This window comes from Ruegeria sp. AI3, from assembly GCF_056541245.1.
Window position 1 is genome coordinate 77084 of record NZ_JBQFYA010000013.1, and the last position, 16358, is coordinate 93441.

Sequence of the window (16358 nt, forward strand, 5' to 3'; positions counted from 1 at the left end):
TTACTCCAACAACTCGCGGATGACCGCGTTCAGAACGGCACGCCCGTCTTTGGTTGCCCTTAGGCGCGTGTCTGACAGCTCGATCATGCCAAGGTCAGACAGAGAGACGAGTTTGTCATTGGGAAGAGGGTGCCCGGAGAGAGCGCTAAACCTCTCCATATCTAGGCCTTTAGTGAGTCGGATACACATCATAAGGTATTCAGCTGCCTGTTCGACTGGAAGAACCTCAGTTCGATCACTTTCTCCGGATCCGTTGGAAACCGCCTTTAGCCAAGTATTTGGCGACAAATGGGTCTCCGTCGCGAATTTACGCCTGTTCAAAGTGACACGACCATGCGCGCCAGGTCCGATCCCAATATAGTCGCCGTAGCGCCAATAGATCTTGTTGTGCTGCGACTCGGCGCCGGGGCGGGCATGGTTGGAGACTTCATAGGCTGGTAGGCCGTGCGCCTCGCAGATCTCTTGCGTGGCCAGATACATATCGGCGGCGTGGTCATCCTCGGGCAAACCGCGCAATTTTCCGACCGCGTAGCGATCCCCAAAGGCGGTGCCTTCTTCGATGGTCAGTTGATAGAGCGACAGGTGATCAACGGCCATAGACAGGGCCTCGGTCAACTCGGCCTGCCAAGCTTCAAGGGTTTGATGTTGGCGCGCGTAGATCAAATCAAAGCTCACGCGGTCGAAACAGGTGCGGGCGATGTCGAAGGCGGCGCGTGCTTCGGCGACCGTATGGATGCGACCCAAGCGGCGGAGGTCTTCATCGTTCAGCGCCTGCACACCCATCGAAATCCGATTGACGCCAGCGTCACGATAGGCCGCAAAGCGCCCGGCCTCGACCGAACCGGGGTTGGCCTCGAGCGATATTTCCATGTCGTTGGCGGGCCGCCAGAGGTTGCGGGCTTCGTCAATGACGGCTGCAACGGTGTCGGGGTTCATCAGTGACGGAGTGCCACCGCCAAAGAAGATCGTGTTTAGAACCCTGTCGGGCGTTTCACTGGCTGATCGGCGTAGTTCGGCTAGATAAGCATCAAGCCATTGTTTTTGGTCAATATTTTTAGAAACATGGCTGTTGAAATCGCAATAGGGGCACTTGGCCTCGCAAAAGGGCCAATGCACATACAGGCCAAAGCCCCCGTTGCGCCAATCATCCGCCAAAGCAGCCCTTCACGAACATCTCTACCGCGCGACCGCGATGGCTGATCTTGTTCTTTTCCCAACGATCCATCTCGGCAAAGGTAATGTCGTGACCTTCGGGGACAAACATAGGGTCATACCCGAAGCCGTCCTTACCTCGGATTGGCCAGACGAGATGACCGGGTGCAATGCCTTCGAACACTTCGTCATGACCGTCGGGCCAGGCCAGAACCAATGTGCAGCGGAACTGCGCGGTGCGCGGGTGAGGGGCGTTCTTGGCCTCTAGTTCGTTATTGGCACGGGTCATGGCCATCATGAAATCGCGGCCATTGTCGGTTTCGGCCCAATCGGCCGTATAGACGCCCGGCGCACCGTCCAGCGCGTCGATGGTGATCCCGGAATCGTCCGACAGGGCAGGCAGGCCGGTGGCCTTGGCGGCAGCATGCGCTTTGATCCGGGCATTGCCGACAAAGGTATCTTCAGTCTCGTCCGGTTCGGGCAGGTTCATTTCTGCCGCGCCAACCACGGTCACGCCAAAGGGGTTGAGGAGATGCGCCATCTCCTCAAGCTTGCCTTTGTTGTGTGTGGCGACCAGTAGCCTGTCGCCGTCGAACTTGCGGGTCATGCTGTGGCGGCCTTTTGGGCGGCTGCCAGCTCACCCACACCTTTTTCGGCCAGATCCATCAGTTGATCCATCTGCGCGCGGCTGAAGACCGAGCCTTCGGCGCTCATCTGTACTTCGATTAGTTTGCCCGAGCCGGTCATGATGAAGTTGCCATCCACGCCCGCCTCGCTGTCTTCGGGGTAGTCGAGGTCCAGAACCGGCTGACCCGCGTAGATGCCGCAAGAAACGGCTGCAACAGGGTCTACTAAGGGATCTGAGATCACGTCACCCGCTTTCATCAACTTGTTCACGGCCAGACGCAGCGCCACCCAGCCACCGGTGATCGAGGCGCAGCGGGTGCCGCCATCCGCCTGGATGACATCGCAGTCGACGGTGATCTGACGCTCACCCAATGCAACCCGGTCGACACCGGCACGCAGGGCGCGGCCAATCAGGCGCTGGATTTCTACGGTACGACCGCCTTGTTTGCCCGAAGACGCCTCACGCCGCATCCGGGTGTTGGTTGCGCGGGGCAGCATGCCGTACTCGGCAGTCACCCAACCCAGGCCCGAACCCTTGATGAAGGGCGGCACGCGATCCTCGATCGTAGCGGTGCACAGCACATGGGTGTCGCCCATCTTGATCAGGCAAGACCCTTCGGCATGTTTGGTGAAGCCCGTCTCGATTGAAACGGCGCGCATTTCGTTTAGATCACGTCCTGAGGGTCGCATGGGAATTCCTTTGTTTGCTGGGTTGGGGATAACGTCCTGCGGCATTACGATGCAACCCCGATTGACCTTTCATTTACCTGCGATTTAATGGCAGTCCAGCAGGGGACCGAGAATGAGCGAAGCCAGCAGAATTCTGTCAGAGATGAACGACCGGTCGCGTGAGGTGTTTCGGCTGATCGTCGAAAGCTATCTGGAAAGCGGTGAGCCGGTGGGAAGCCGCACCCTGACACGGACCCTTTCCGAAAAAGTCAGTGCCGCAACCGTGCGCAATGTGATGCAGGATCTTGAGTTTCTGGGTCTGCTGGACAGCCCTCACGTGTCTGCAGGGCGAATTCCGACGCAGCAGGGGCTGCGGATGTTCGTGGACGGTTTGCTTGAAGTCGGCGATCTGGGCGCCGACGATCGGCAAAAACTGGACGAGACTTTAGGCTCTAACGCAGGCGATGTTGGCGGAATGCTGGATCGCGTGGGCTCGGCCTTGTCACACGTGACACATGGCGCGTCACTGGTTCTGACGCCAAAACACGAGGCCGAGATCAAGCATATCGAGTTTGTCTCATTGGCGCATGACCGAGCGCTGGTGGTTCTGGTTTTCTCGGATGGGCATGTCGAAAATCGGCTGTTCACACCGCCACCGGGTCAGACGCCCAGTTCGATGCGAGAGGCCGCAAATTTCCTGAATGCGCTGATCGAGGGGCGAACCCTGAGCGAAGTGCGCCGTCAGATGCTGTCGCAGATTGATGCGCGTCGGCAAGAGATCGACGTACTGGCCCGAGAGATGGTGGAAAGCGGGATTGCGGCCTGGGACGGGGATGGAAGCGACTCGGCCCGTCTGATCGTGCGTGGTCGGGCGAATCTTCTTGCAGATTCGGGTGAGGCTGAGGAGTTGGACCGCATTCGCACCTTGTTCGATGATCTGGAACGCAAGCGCGACATTGCCGAATTCCTTGAATTGACCGAGGAAGGCGAGGGTGTACGCATTTTTATTGGCTCCGAGAACAAACTTTTCTCACTTTCGGGTTCCTCTTTGGTGGTGTCTCCTTATATGAACGCTGATCGTAAGATAATTGGTGCGGTTGGGGTCATCGGGCCCACTCGTTTGAATTATGGACGGATCGTACCGATCGTGGATTATACGGCGCAACTGGTCGGCAAGCTGATATCCGACCGGAGCTAGAGGGTAAGAGATGGCAGAGCCCAAGAACGAAGAATTTCTGGACGACATCATGGCGGCCGAAGCGGAAGAATTGGCCGAAGAGTTCGCTGAGATCAGCGACGAGGCGCTGGAACTGGATGAGTTGCGCGCCGAGCGGGATGACTACAAAGACAAGTTCATGCGCGCGTTGGCTGACGCGGAAAACGCGCGCAAGCGTGGCGACAAGGCCCGCCGGGACGCGGAGCAATATGGTGGGTCGAAACTGGCCCGCGACATGCTGCCGGTTTATGACAACATGAAGCGCGCGCTTGAAGCAGCGACCGATGAGCAGAAAGAAGTGGCTGCTGGTTTGCTGGAAGGTGTTGAACTGACCATGCGAGCGTTGAAAGACGTATTCCAAAAGCACGGGATCGAAGTGATCACGCCTGAGGTTGGGGATCGGTTTGACCCGAACGTGCATGAAGCGATGTTTGAAGCGCCAGTACCGGGAACGCGCGCTGGGGACATCATTCAGGTGTCTGCAGAAGGGTTTATGTTGCACGACCGTTTGCTGCGCCCGGCGCAGGTTGGTGTGTCGTCGACACCTGCGAGCTGATTGGCCTCTGCGAGGCCAAGCCTCCGGCGGAGGTATTTTTGAACAGAATAAGGGGCGGTCAGGATTTGGCCGCCTCTTTCAGTTTGTAGATCAAGTCGAGTGCTTCGCGGGGGGTCAGCTCGTCTGGCAGGATGTCGTTCAGCATGTCTGCGACTGGTGAGGCTTTCGGCGCAGGCGGCGGCGGTGGTGGAGCGGCAGAGAAGAGCGGAAGGTCGTCGATCAGGGATTTTTGTTTACCGCCCTCACGCTCGGTTTTTTCCAGTTGATCCAATACGATGCGGGCACGCTCGACGACTGAGGCAGGCAGACCTGCCAGTTGGGCGACTTGCACGCCATAGGATCGGTCGGCGGCGCCTTTGTGGACCTCATGCAGGAAGATGACCTCACCTTCCCATTCCTTCACGGCGACGGTGGCATTGTCGACGCCTTTGAGCTTTCCAGCAAGCGCGGTGAGTTCGTGGTAATGCGTGGCAAACAAGGCACGGCATTGGTTGGCAGCGTGCAGGTGCTCCAGCGTGGCCCAGGCGATGGAGAGGCCGTCATAGGTGGCGGTTCCGCGGCCGATTTCATCCAGAATGACCAGTGCGCGGTCATCAGCCTGGTTCAGAATGGCGGCAGTTTCGACCATTTCGACCATGAAGGTCGAGCGGCCTCGGGCAAGATCGTCTGATGCTCCGACACGGCTGAAAAGCTGGCTGACAAGGCCAATATGGGCCTGTTCCGCAGGGACGTAGCTGCCCATTTGGGCCAGTAGGGCGATCAGAGCGTTCTGGCGGAGGAAGGTTGATTTACCGGCCATGTTGGGACCGGTCAGAAGCCAAATTGCGGCCCCGTCTTCGGCACTGAGATCGCAGTCATTTGCGACGAAGGCATCGCCGCTTTGCTGGCGCAGCGCGTGTTCCACCACCGGGTGGCGTCCGCCCTGAACCTCAAAGGCGCGCGAGGTGTCGACCTGCGGGCGGCACCAGTTCTCACCGCGTGCAAGATCGGAAAGTGCTGTGGTTAAATCAAGTTCGGCTAGTCCTCTGGCAGCTTGGTTGAGGCGGGCGGCGAGAGCCAGAATTTCGTCAGAAAGCCTTTTATAGAGCCGCTTTTCGATCTCAAGCGCCAAGTTTCCAGCATTCAAGATACGGGTTTCGATCTCGGACAGTTCGACGGTGGTAAACCGCACTTGGTTGGCGGTGGTTTGGCGATGGATATAGGTCTCAGAGAACGGCGGGTTCAGCATCTTCTCGGCATGCGTAGCCGTGGTTTCGATGAAATAGCCCAAGACGTTGTTGTGCTTGATCTTCAGCGAGGCGATGCCGGTGTGTTCCGCATATTTCTGTTGAAACCCGGCGATGACAGATCGACCTTCGTCGCGCAGAGTGCGCGCTTCGTCCAATTCGGGGTCAAAGCCGGGGGCAATGAAGCCACCGTCGCGGGCCAGCAGGAGTGGTTCGGCCACCAAAGCCTCATCCAGTAGGTTCATGAGGTCGTTGAAGCCAACAAGGTTTTGCAAGGCGGTTGTCAGCAGGACCGGCAGATCCTGCCCTTCGCAGATGCCGGCAATTGCGGTGGCTTGGGTCAGGCCGTTGCGGATGGCGGCCAGATCGCGAGGCCCGCCACGTTCAAGCGACAGGCGAGACAGGGCGCGGTCCAGATCGGGGGTTTTGCGCAGGGCCTCGCGCAGGTCTGAGGCGATCAGGCTGTCTTCGGCGGCAAAGCTGACGGCGTCGAGACGGGAATGGATCACATCCAGATTTCGAGACGGGCTTGAGAGGCGCTGTTCCAGCAATCGTGCCCCGCCGGGTGTGACGGTGCGGTCGACCACCGACAACAACGATCCGGCGCGACCGCCCGACAGAGACCGGGTTAGTTCCAGATTGCGGCGAGTGGCGGCATCGATCTGCACCACACGGTCTTCGGATTCCTTCAGGGGTGTTTGCAGGAGGGGCAGTTTGCCCTTCTGCGTGATCTCAAGATAGTCGATCAGGGCGCCCATGGCGGAAATCTCTGCCCGGCCAAAAGACCCGAACGCCTCCAGCGCGCCCACGTGAAACAGCCCGCAGATGCGTTTTTCCGCCGCGGTACTGTCGAAGCTGGCCCGTCCGACAGGCGTCAGCGAAATCCCAAGGTCGCGGACGGTTTCGTTCAGCGACTGTTCCATTCCGTCGGCAACGATCAGCTCGGATGGGGCGAGCCGGGCCAGCTCGGGGCTGAGCCGCACGGAGGTCAAAGGCATCACGTGAAACGCCCCGGTCGAGATATCGGCCCAGGCCAGTGCGGCCTCATCCCGGACCTCGGCATAAGTGGCCAGAAAGTTGTGGCGGCGGGCTTCCAGCAGGGCGTCTTCGGTCAGCGTGCCGGGCGTCACCAGACGTACGACATCGCGCTTTACCACCGACTTAGAGCCTCTTTTTTTCGCTTCCGCCGGGCTTTCCATCTGTTCGCAGACGGCCACACGGAACCCTTTGCGGATGAGGGTCAGCAAATAGCCCTCGGCCGCATGAACCGGGACGCCGCACATGGGGATATCGTTACCATTGTGTTTGCCGCGTTTGGTCAGGGCGATGTCCAGCGCCTCCGCGGCGTTGACGGCGTCCTCAAAAAACATCTCGTAGAAATCGCCCATACGGTAGAACAGCAGGGCGTCGGCATGGGCCTCTTTGATCTCGAGATACTGCGCCATCATCGGCGTGACTGTGGACAAAAGCGGCCCCCTTCTGGCGTGTTCCGGACGTGACCTTACAAATCCCCCATCTTCTGTAAAAGCCGAAAACTCATTCTCATTGAGGCCCGCGCGTGGCTGCGCTATGACGCATCAGCCCCGAAGTCATGGAAACGACATTTAAGATGCCCAAAGCGAAGATCACCAAAGAAGAGGCACTGGCCTTTCACCTCGACCCGTCCCCCGGCAAGTGGGAGGTGCAGGCCACCGTTCCCATGACCACGCAGCGCGATCTTTCGCTGGCCTACAGCCCCGGCGTCGCTGTTCCATGTGAAGCAATCGCCGAAGCGCCCGAGACTGCCTATGACTATACCAACAAGGGCAATCTGGTCGCTGTGATCTCGAACGGGACCGCCGTGCTGGGTCTTGGCAATCTGGGTGCGCTGGGGTCGAAACCAGTGATGGAGGGGAAATCTGTCCTGTTTAAACGGTTCGCCGATGTGAATTCGATCGATATCGAGTTGGATACTGAGGACCCGGATGAGTTCTGCCGCGCCGTGCGTCTGATGGGGCCGACCTTTGGTGGCATCAACCTCGAAGACATCAAGGCGCCAGAGTGTTTCATCATCGAACAGCGCCTGAAGGAAGAGATGGATATTCCCGTCTTCCATGATGACCAGCACGGCACGGCGGTGATCTGTGCAGCGGGTCTGCTGAACGCGCTGCATATTTCGGGCAAAAAAATTGAAGATGTTAAGATCGTTCTGAACGGTGCAGGTGCTGCGGGCATCGCCTGTATCGAGCTGCTCAAGTCGATGGGTGCGCGGCATGAGAACTGCATTGTCTGTGACACCAAAGGCGTGATCTATCAGGGCCGGACCGAGGGTATGAACCAGTGGAAGTCGGCCCATGCGATCTCAACCGATTTGCGGTCGCTTGAAGACGCCATGAAGGGTGCGGATGTATTCCTGGGCGTTTCGGTCAAGGGGGCTGTGACGCAGGATATGGTTGCGAGCATGGCCGATAATCCGGTGATTTTCGCAATGGCGAACCCGGATCCTGAGATCACGCCGGAAGAGGCGCATGAGGTCCGCGTTGACGCGATCGTTGCCACCGGGCGTAGCGACTATCCCAACCAGGTGAACAACGTTTTGGGATTCCCCTACCTGTTCCGAGGTGCGTTGGATATCCATGCGCGCGCCATCAATGACGAGATGAAGATCGCCTGTGCCCATGCTCTGGCCCGTCTGGCGCGTGAGGATGTGCCGGATGAGGTCGCCATGGCCTATGGCAAATCGCTGACCTTTGGCCGCGACTACATCATCCCGACGCCGTTTGACCCGCGCTTGATTCACCGCATCCCTCCGGCGGTCGCAAAGGCCGGGATGGATACCGGAGCGGCCCGCCGCCCGATCATCGACATGGAGGCTTATGAACTGAGCCTCAAGTCCCGTATGGATCCGACCGCCAGCATCCTGCGCGGCCTGAATGCCCGTGCGCGTCAGGCGCAAAGCCGCATGATCTTTGCCGAGGGCGACGATCCGCGCGTGTTGCGCGCTGCGGTGACCTATCAGCGCTCGGGCTTTGGCAAGGCGCTGGTTGTGGGCCGTCCAGATGATGTGAAAACCAAGCTGGAAGAGGCCGGTCTGGGCGATGCGGTGCGTGAACTTGAGGTGGTGAACGCCGCCAACACCTCGCATCTCGAGACCTATTCGAATTTCCTGTATAACCGTTTGCAACGCAAAGGTTTTGACCCCAAGGATATCCACCGTCTGGCGGCCCGGGACCGGCATGTGTTCTCATCCCTGATGCTCGCGCACGGGCATGGTGACGGCCTTGTGACAGGGGCGACGCGCAAATCGGCCCACGTGCTGGACCGGATCAACCATGTTTTTGACGCCGATGCCGCCCATGGCGCGGCGGGCGTGACGGCGTTGCTGCACAAGGGGCGCATTGTTCTGATCGGCGATACGCTCGTGCATGAATGGCCGGATGAGAACGATTTGGCCAATATCGCCGAACGTTCGGCGGACGTGGCTCGCCATATGGGGCTTGAACCGCGCGTGGCGTTTGTCAGCTTCTCGACCTTTGGCTATCCGGTCTCGGAACGGGCCGAAAAGATGCACCGCGCGCCTGCGGTTCTCGACCAGCGTGGCGTTGATTTCGAATACGAAGGCGAGATGACCGTCGATGTTGCTCTGAACGTGGATCAGCAGGCCGGATACCCGTTCCAGCGCCTAACCGGCCCGGCCAACATCCTGATCGTGCCCGCGCGGCACTCGGCCTCGATCTCGACCAAACTGATGCAGGAAATGGGCGGAGCCACAGTGATCGGCCCGATCCTATCTGGCGTCGACAAGCCGATTCAGATCTGCTCGACCGTGTCGACGGCCAATGATATCCTGAACATGGCCATTCTGGCCTCCTGCGATATTGGCAAGTCATGACGATCTGGAACCTAGGCTCGATCAACGCCGACATGGTTTACGGCCTGCCGCACCTGCCTGCGGCGGGTGAGACCTTGGCGGCAGACGGTCTTGAGCGTTTTCTGGGCGGCAAAGGGGCCAATATGTCCGTTGCCGGATCGCGCGCGGGATCCCGGGTCAGCCATATCGGTGCTGTCGGTCCGGATGGGCGCTGGGCCAAGGATCGACTGACGGAATATGGTGTCGACACGCGGTTCATCGCTGAGGTGGATGTGCCGACCGGTCACGCGATCATTGGGGTGGACGCCCAGGGCGAGAACCTGATCATCCTATACCCCGGTGCCAACCATGCGCTTGACAGCGCGCAGATTGGGCAGGCGCTGGCCTCGGCCAATACCGGGGATATTCTGGTTTTGCAGAATGAAACCAACGCTCAGGTCGAAGCGGCCCGTCTGGGGCATGAGCTTGGCCTGACCGTCTGCTACGCCGCCGCGCCGTTTCAGGCGCAATCGGTGCAAGAGGTTCTGCCCTATCTGGATTTCCTGATCCTCAACGAGGTCGAGGCCGAGCAATTGCGGCAGGAAACCGGGTTGGATGCAGCGGAACTGCCGGTGCGCCATGTGATCGTTACGCTTGGGTCGAAAGGCGCGCGATATCTGCAGCAAGGTTGTGACCCCGTGGATTTCGCGGCTCACAAGGTGCAGGCAGTGGATACGACAGGCGCAGGGGACACGTTCACCGGCTATGTTCTGGCTGGGATGGACCGTGGCATGCCGATGGAGCAGGCCATTCTACAAGCAAACCGCGCCGCGGCCCTGATGGTCACGCGGCACGGCACTGCAGATGTCATTCCGGATCTGAGGGAAGTCCGGGACGCGCAGTTGGATTAAGATCCGGTAAAGGGCGCGTCGCTTCCCCAAAGCTGCTTCACCCGAGCGTCCCGACCGCAGGCGTTGCGATAGGCTTTATAGGCGTTTTTCTGGCGCTTGGGGCCAAAGCGGGTGAAGACCAGCTTGTCGCCTTTGTAGTAGTCCTGATGGTATGCCTCGGCCGGATAAAACGCGCCCTCCTGCAGGATCGGGGTTACGACTGTTTGGCCAAGGGCTCGTTGCGCGTTGGTCTTCGCCTGTTGCGCAAGCGCTTTTTCCCCTGCGTTAGAGACGAAAATTGCGGTGCGGTAGCTCTCTCCGCGGTCGCAGAACTGACCGCCGGCATCTGTGGGATCGACCGAGCGGAAGAACATGTTCAGCAGCGTTTCACGTGAGACGCGCGCTGGATCAAACGTGATCTGAACAGCCTCGTAGTGGCCCGTGCCGCCTTTGGTCACCTGTTCATAGGTCGGGTTCGAGACAGAGCCGCCCGTGAACCCGGACACAGCGCCAATTACGCCGGGTACGGATTCGAAATCGGATTCAACACACCAGAAGCATCCACCGGCAACCGTCAGGGTCTCGGTCCCTGCAGCCGGGGCCGGAACCGCGCGCAAGGTGGCGGCCAATGCAATCAAGGTGAACAACAAGGCGGGTTTAAGGTAGTCGAGATATGCAGTCCGGGTCATGGTATGTCTCCTTCCGAGACTCAAGGTGACCGGTGTTCTAACAAGTTGCAATTGCCTGACATGGAATGTCACGCGCTGGTGACCTGAGTTTATTGACCGACCTGTTTACCCATGCGACCGGCAAGAAAACGCCCGGCTGTTAGGCCGGGCGTTGGCAGGATCACAGACCCCATTTCTTTTGGTTTTCCTCAAAGAAGCCCTGGGCTTTCTTCACCTCAATCCAGTTGTTCACGTAGTTGATCCAGACCTGATCATCCTGCGGCAGGATCATCGCGATGGGTGAAGGGGAACGTGGTCCGGCGTTCTTAACACGCTCGATCGGGAACTTCTCTTCCAAGGTGGAGCCTTCGATGTTCGATGTGATGAACACATCGGCCCGTCCGGCGATCACTTCTTGAAAACCACGTGCGGGGGCTTCGACCACTTTGATCTCGGCATTCGGGAACCACTCGCGGACGCGCTTCTCAAAGGTTGTGCCCAGCGTTGTTGCGACCGTCACACCCGGCTGGTTGATCGACTCATAGCCGTCGAATTTGTCGGCCTTGTCCTTGGTCGTGTATGGGAACAGCTCAACCGAGATATAGCTGTCCGAGAATCCGGCAACCTTCATCCGCGGCGGCGAGATCGAGGCCGAGCCGGTCAGGTGGTATTTCTTCGCCACAACGCCATTCACTAGAGTTTTCCAATCGGTCGGGACGTATTCGACCTCAACCCCCAAATCGGCGGCGAGTTCGTTCATGATGTCGATGTCATAGCCTTTGTAGCTGTTGGTGGCCGGATCCCGCAGGGACATCGGGTTCCAATCACCGGTCGTGCCGACCTTCAAAACACCGGAATCCAGGATTTCGTTCAGTGCCGATTGCGCCTGGGCTGCGCCTGACAAGACCAGACCAAGCGCAGCGGCTGCGGCTGCTCTCCAGATTGTGTTCATTTAATTCTCCTGTTGGTGGCAGCTGGGACTTGCTGCCATATATAGTTCGTTGTTTTAAGCGGGATAGGGGGCGCAGGCCCAATAAATCAATCCACCCGCGCAAACTAGGGACAGATCGACCAATGCCAGACCCCGCCATCGAGCTTGTCGATGTGAACAAGTGGTTCGATACGTTCCATGTCCTCAAGAATATCAACCTCACGGTCAATAGTGGTGAAAAGGTTGTGATCTGCGGGCCGTCCGGCTCGGGTAAGTCCACGGTCGTGCGCTGTATCAACCAATTGGAGAAACACCAGAAAGGCACCATCCGCATTGACGGCGTCGAGCTGAAGGGTGACGCCAGATCCGCAGCCACGATCCGGTCCGAGGTCGGCATGGTGTTTCAGCAGTTCAACCTGTTCCCGCATCTGAGCGTTCTAGACAACCTGACGCTTGGCCCCATCAAGGCGCGGGGCCTGAGCCGAGCGCAGGCCGAAGAGCGCGCGCGCCATTATCTTGAGCGTGTTCACATCCCAGATCAGGCCGATAAACGCCCGATCCAACTGTCCGGCGGCCAACAACAGCGCGTCGCCATCGCCCGATCCCTGTGCATGGAGCCGAAAGTTCTGTTGTTTGATGAGCCGACCTCGGCCCTTGATCCGGAAATGATCGCCGAGGTGCTGGACGTGATGGTTGAGCTGGCGAATGAAGGCATGACCATGGTCGTTGTCACTCATGAGATGGGGTTTGCCCGCAAGGTCGCTGACAAGATGATCTTCATGGATGAGGGCGAGATCGTGGAGCAGGGCAAGCCGGAGCATTTCTTCACCAATCCGACCTCGGAGCGGTGCCGCAAGTTCCTCAGCCAGATTTTGCAGCACTGAGTGGATATGATGAAAAAAGCACTTCTCCTCATACCGCTTCTGCTGCTGGCAGGCTGTTCCTCATCCCAGACATGGGGCTGGTATGTTATCGACCCGAGGACTGACTCCGGCTGGACCAACGTGAAATTCCTGATCTCAGGCATGGGCGCGACGATCCTGATCTCTCTGATCGCGGCGGCGCTGTCGATTGTGATCGGCCTGTTGGTTGCCTTGCCCGGACTGTCCGAGAAACGCGGCTGGCGGCTTCTGAACAGGGTCTATGTCGAGTTCATTCGCGCGATTCCACTGCTGCCCATGCTGTTCTGGGTGTTCTACGGACTGCCGATCGTGTTCCAGTCGATGGGCCTGAACATCCCGATTGACCCATTCTGGGGCGCGATCATCACCCTGGCTATTTCCGACAGTGCCTTCACGGCCGAGATCTACCGCGCCGGCATCCAATCCATCGCGCGCGGCCAGCGCGAGGCGGCCCAGACCATCGGGCTGAACTACGTGCAAACCATGCGCTACGTGATCCTGCCGCAAGCGATCCGGCGTATCCTGCCGCCCTTGGCCAACCAGTTCATCTACATCGTCAAGATGAGCGCCTTTGCCAGTGTGATTGGCATGCAGGAATTGACCCGCCGTGCGAATGAGCTGGTGGTGACAGAATACCGCCCGCTGGAAATCTACACCTTGCTGATATTTGAATACCTAATCCTGGTTCTGATCATCAGCGCAGGGGTACGCTGGCTGGAACGCCGCATGGGCGCGGACGAGCGCGGATAAGGAGGCACAGTATGGACTGGAAAGACTTCATGGCTGAGACCGAGGCCAATATCGGCACCCTCTCGAAAGAGGTCCCCGAAACGGTTCGCGGCTTCGGGATGATGGGCAAAGCGGCCAAAACCGACGGTGCCCTGAGCGAAAAAACCAAAGAGTTCATCGCGCTGGGCATTGCCATCGCCACGCGTTGCGACAGCTGCATCGGGTTTCACGTGAAATCGCTGGTGCGTCTTGGCGCCACCCGAGAGGAGTTGTGTGAGGCGCTCTCGATGGCGACCTATATGGGCGGGGGCCCGTCTTTTGCCTACAGCGCAAAGGCGCTGAAGGCGTTTGATGTATTCTCGGAAGGCGATTAACCCAGCAGCTGCCCCAGCTTCATCGCCACACCCATATTGCCCGAGATCTTGAGCTTGCCCAAAGCAACGCCAGTCATCGGATTCAGTTTTCCGGTCAACAGTTTGGTCAGGTTGTCCTGCGAGATACGGATGGTGCAATCCGTATCCTGATCCTGCGTGGTGGCCTGATTGTCGGCCAGCACGATCACGCCCGCATCGCCGCAATCGAACTTGAGCGAGCCGTCAAAGCTTTTGCCGTCCAGCCCTTTTTGAATTCCGTCGGCGATCTCTTGCAGCATGGTATGTCCTTTCAAACTTGACGTATGCGTAAAGCCATGGCCCCACATCCGGCAAGCATGACGCTGGGTCCGGTGGGCAAAAGAAAACCCCGGCAAAAGTGTGATTGCCGGGGTTTTGAATTCTAAGCTGTTGGCCAGGTTACTTAGACAGACGCTTGTCGCGCGCCGCCAGCAGTTTCAAACGCAGCGCGTTCAGCTGGATAAAGCCCGCCGCATCGGTCTGATCATAGGCACCAGCGTCTTCCTCGAAGGTCACATGCGCCTCGGAATACAGCGAGTGATCGGACCAGCGGCCAACGGTCGAGGCCAGACCTTTATACAGTTTCACGCGCACGGTGCCGGTGACATGCTCTTGGCTCTTGTCGATGGCGGCCTGCAGCATCTCGCGTTCGGGCGAGTACCAGAAACCGTTATAGATCAGCTCGGCATATTGCGGCATCAGCTGGTCTTTCAGGTGCATCGCGCCACGGTCCATGGTGATGGATTCGATCCCACGGTGTGCTTCCAGCAGGATGGTGCCGCCCGGAGTTTCATAGATGCCGCGCGACTTCATGCCTACGAACCGGCCTTCGACAAGGTCCAGACGACCGATGCCGTGCTTGCCGCCATATTCGTTCAGCTTGGTCAGGATGGTGGCCGGGCTCATCGCTTCGCCATTGATGCTGACCGCGTCGCCTTTTTCGAACCCGATCTCGATGAATTCGGGCTGATCGGGCGCGTCCTCGGGGTGGACGGTGCGCTGATAGACGTAGTCGGGTGCCATATCGGCGGGGTCTTCCAGAACCTTGCCCTCGGAGGAGGTGTGTAGCAGGTTGGCATCGACCGAGAAGGGGGCCTCACCACGTTTGTCCTTGGCGATCGGGATCTGATGCGCTTCGGCCCATTCGATCAGTCGAGTACGGCTGGTCAAATCCCACTCGCGCCACGGGGCGATGACCTTGATTTCGGGGTTCAGTGCGTAGGCGGCCAATTCAAAGCGAACCTGATCGTTGCCCTTGCCGGTCGCGCCATGTGCTACGGCATCAGCACCGGTTTCCTGAGCGATCTCTACCAGACGTTTCGAGATCAGGGGCCGCGCAATCGAAGTGCCCAGCAGGTACAGGCCTTCATACTGCGCATTTGCACGGAACATCGGGAAAACGAAGTCGCGCACGAACTCTTCGCGGATGTCCTCGATATAGATGTTTTCGGGTTTAATCCCCAGCATCTCAGCCTTTTGGCGGGCGGGCTCCAGTTCCTCACCCTGACCCAGATCGGCAGTGAAGGTGACGACCTCACAACCATACTCGGTCTGCAACCATTTCAGAATGATCGAGGTATCAAGGCCACCGGAATAGGCCAGAACAACTTTCTTGGGCGCGGACATCTGACTTCCCCTTATTCGCAAGACGATTGGCCCCTAACGGGTTTTGTGGGCGGGGGCAAGCTGTGTGGATTGACGCAGGCCGGGAATTGCGGTGAAACGGCCGGACAAAGAACAAGAGATGGTTGAGCAGGGGCATTTCCATATGTTGGCGTTCGAGATTTTCATGCATTCGATCAAGATGGTTTTGCGGAACCTGAAACAGGCGATTCAGATCACGCTGATCCCCGCACTGATCGGCGGTTTGGCCATCATCGCATTCAGCCTTCTTTTTGGTATTTCGTTCGAAGATATCTCGACCGAGCCAAACGGTCTGCCGGATGCAGCATCGCCAGGCGCGGTCACAGCGTTCCTGTTCTGCGTGCTGGCATCCCTGTTTGCGATCATGGTTTGGATTGTCGTGTCCTGGCATCGCTTTGTGCTGCTCGAAGAATACCCGGCCGGTTTTCTGCCCGCGTTCAGATCGGATCGAATGCTCGCTTACATTGGGCGGATGGTGATGCTGGCCTTGCTGGGTGTAGTCGTCCTGATCCCGGCAATGCTTGTCATCGGATTTTTGACGCAGGCCTCGGCTGCGATGGGCATTTTGGCGTGGCTTCTGGTTGTTGTGGGCCTATCCGTGGCCTTTTACCGGGTGTCCCCGGTCATGCCCGCCGCAGCAATAGGCGAACCGTTGAAACTGTCGGATGCGTGGCGGGCAACTGACGGAGCGAACGGCACCATAGTGGCGCTGGTTGTGTTGCTGGTGTTGTTCCAGATGGTGCTTCAGCTTCTTTTCGCGGCGCTTCTAATCATCCCGGTGATTGGCGCTTTGGTGGTGGTTTTCGCCAGCATGCTGATCGTGCCATTGATCAATGTCAGCATCCTGACAACGTTATATGGCGTCTTCATCGAAAAACGCGCGCTGTCGTAATTCGTACACACATGTATTCCTTGCCCTTTTGCTTA

At 58.6% G+C, this 16358-nt stretch carries 16 protein-coding genes; 8 read left to right on the top strand and 8 right to left on the bottom strand.

Features of this window, described 5'->3' with window-relative positions; translation table 11 throughout:
* From hemW to rph, 3 genes are read right to left on the bottom strand one after another with little or no spacing between them, the layout of a single operon-like run.
* Window positions 1-1155: a radical SAM family heme chaperone HemW gene (gene hemW, locus ACRZ95_RS18305; RefSeq protein WP_170680643.1), complete on the bottom strand. Its 1155-nt coding sequence runs from the start codon at window positions 1153-1155 to the stop codon at window positions 1-3.
* The gene (gene rdgB, locus ACRZ95_RS18310) at window positions 1145-1759 is read right to left on the bottom strand and encodes an RdgB/HAM1 family non-canonical purine NTP pyrophosphatase (protein WP_170680647.1); all 615 of its coding nucleotides are present in this window, start codon (window positions 1757-1759) and stop codon (window positions 1145-1147) included. Before rdgB ends, hemW begins: the two co-directional genes overlap by 11 nt.
* On the bottom strand, window positions 1756-2469 hold the full coding sequence (gene rph / locus ACRZ95_RS18315) for a ribonuclease PH (protein ID WP_170680649.1): 714 nt from the start codon (window positions 2467-2469) through the stop codon (window positions 1756-1758). Before rph ends, rdgB begins: the two co-directional genes overlap by 4 nt.
* Window positions 2470-2581: 112 nt before the next feature.
* On the opposite strand from rph, the gene hrcA reads away from it, so the two are divergent.
* Window positions 2582-3646 carry a heat-inducible transcriptional repressor HrcA gene (gene hrcA / locus ACRZ95_RS18320; protein WP_170470711.1) on the top strand — a complete coding sequence of 355 codons (1065 nt, stop codon included), beginning with the start codon at window positions 2582-2584 and terminating at the stop codon, window positions 3644-3646.
* A 10-nt stretch (window positions 3647-3656) separates the two neighbouring features.
* Window positions 3657-4220, top strand: coding sequence for a nucleotide exchange factor GrpE (locus tag ACRZ95_RS18325; protein WP_170470713.1), 564 nt, complete (start codon window positions 3657-3659; stop codon window positions 4218-4220).
* A 58-nt stretch (window positions 4221-4278) separates the two neighbouring features.
* On the opposite strand, the gene mutS is transcribed toward ACRZ95_RS18325, so the two are convergent.
* Complete coding sequence (gene mutS / locus ACRZ95_RS18330) at window positions 4279-6894, bottom strand: DNA mismatch repair protein MutS (RefSeq protein ID WP_170680837.1); 2616 nt, start codon at window positions 6892-6894, stop codon at window positions 4279-4281.
* 161 nt (window positions 6895-7055) lie between these two features.
* Between mutS and ACRZ95_RS18335 the strand changes: the two genes are divergently transcribed.
* Entirely contained in the window at window positions 7056-9317 is a 2262-nt protein-coding gene (locus ACRZ95_RS18335) for an NADP-dependent malic enzyme (protein ID WP_170680652.1), read from the top strand.
* Window positions 9314-10186, top strand: a complete 873-nt coding sequence (locus tag ACRZ95_RS18340; protein ID WP_170680655.1) for a ribokinase — start codon at window positions 9314-9316, stop codon at window positions 10184-10186. The genes ACRZ95_RS18335 and ACRZ95_RS18340 overlap by 4 nt, the downstream gene beginning before the upstream one ends.
* On the opposite strand, the gene msrA is transcribed toward ACRZ95_RS18340, so the two are convergent.
* Window positions 10183-10854 carry a peptide-methionine (S)-S-oxide reductase MsrA gene (gene msrA / locus ACRZ95_RS18345; protein ID WP_170680658.1) on the bottom strand — a complete coding sequence of 224 codons (672 nt, stop codon included), beginning with the start codon at window positions 10852-10854 and terminating at the stop codon, window positions 10183-10185. The two genes, ACRZ95_RS18340 and msrA, sit on opposite strands and share 4 nt — an antisense overlap.
* Before the next feature lie 160 nt (window positions 10855-11014).
* Window positions 11015-11785 (bottom strand): transporter substrate-binding domain-containing protein, encoded by a 771-nt coding sequence (locus ACRZ95_RS18350; protein WP_170380216.1) that lies wholly within the window; start codon window positions 11783-11785, stop codon window positions 11015-11017.
* A 122-nt stretch (window positions 11786-11907) separates the two neighbouring features.
* On the opposite strand from ACRZ95_RS18350, the gene ACRZ95_RS18355 reads away from it, so the two are divergent.
* The 3 genes from ACRZ95_RS18355 to ACRZ95_RS18365 are packed head-to-tail and all read left to right on the top strand — an operon-like array spanning window position 11908 to window position 13769.
* Entirely contained in the window at window positions 11908-12648 is a 741-nt protein-coding gene (locus tag ACRZ95_RS18355) for an amino acid ABC transporter ATP-binding protein (protein WP_170680661.1), read from the top strand.
* Between the two features lie 9 nt (window positions 12649-12657).
* Window positions 12658-13416, top strand: a complete 759-nt coding sequence (locus ACRZ95_RS18360) for an amino acid ABC transporter permease (RefSeq protein WP_170380218.1) — start codon at window positions 12658-12660, stop codon at window positions 13414-13416.
* 11 nt (window positions 13417-13427) lie between these two features.
* On the top strand, window positions 13428-13769 hold the full coding sequence (locus ACRZ95_RS18365; RefSeq protein ID WP_170462857.1) for a carboxymuconolactone decarboxylase family protein: 342 nt from the start codon (window positions 13428-13430) through the stop codon (window positions 13767-13769).
* Here the strand turns inward: ACRZ95_RS18365 and ACRZ95_RS18370 are convergent.
* Together ACRZ95_RS18370 and ACRZ95_RS18375 are read right to left on the bottom strand one after the other, a co-directional pair.
* Window positions 13766-14047, bottom strand: a complete 282-nt coding sequence (locus ACRZ95_RS18370; protein WP_170491779.1) for an SCP2 sterol-binding domain-containing protein — start codon at window positions 14045-14047, stop codon at window positions 13766-13768. The two genes, ACRZ95_RS18365 and ACRZ95_RS18370, sit on opposite strands and share 4 nt — an antisense overlap.
* A gap of 139 nt (window positions 14048-14186) precedes the next feature.
* Window positions 14187-15413 (bottom strand): argininosuccinate synthase, encoded by a 1227-nt coding sequence (locus tag ACRZ95_RS18375; RefSeq protein ID WP_170380221.1) that lies wholly within the window; start codon window positions 15411-15413, stop codon window positions 14187-14189.
* 91 nt (window positions 15414-15504) lie between these two features.
* Between ACRZ95_RS18375 and ACRZ95_RS18380 the strand changes: the two genes are divergently transcribed.
* A complete protein-coding gene (locus ACRZ95_RS18380) occupies window positions 15505-16323 on the top strand; it encodes a hypothetical protein (protein WP_480555358.1) in 819 nt (272 codons plus the stop codon).
* The last annotated feature ends 35 nt before the right edge of the window (window positions 16324-16358 follow it).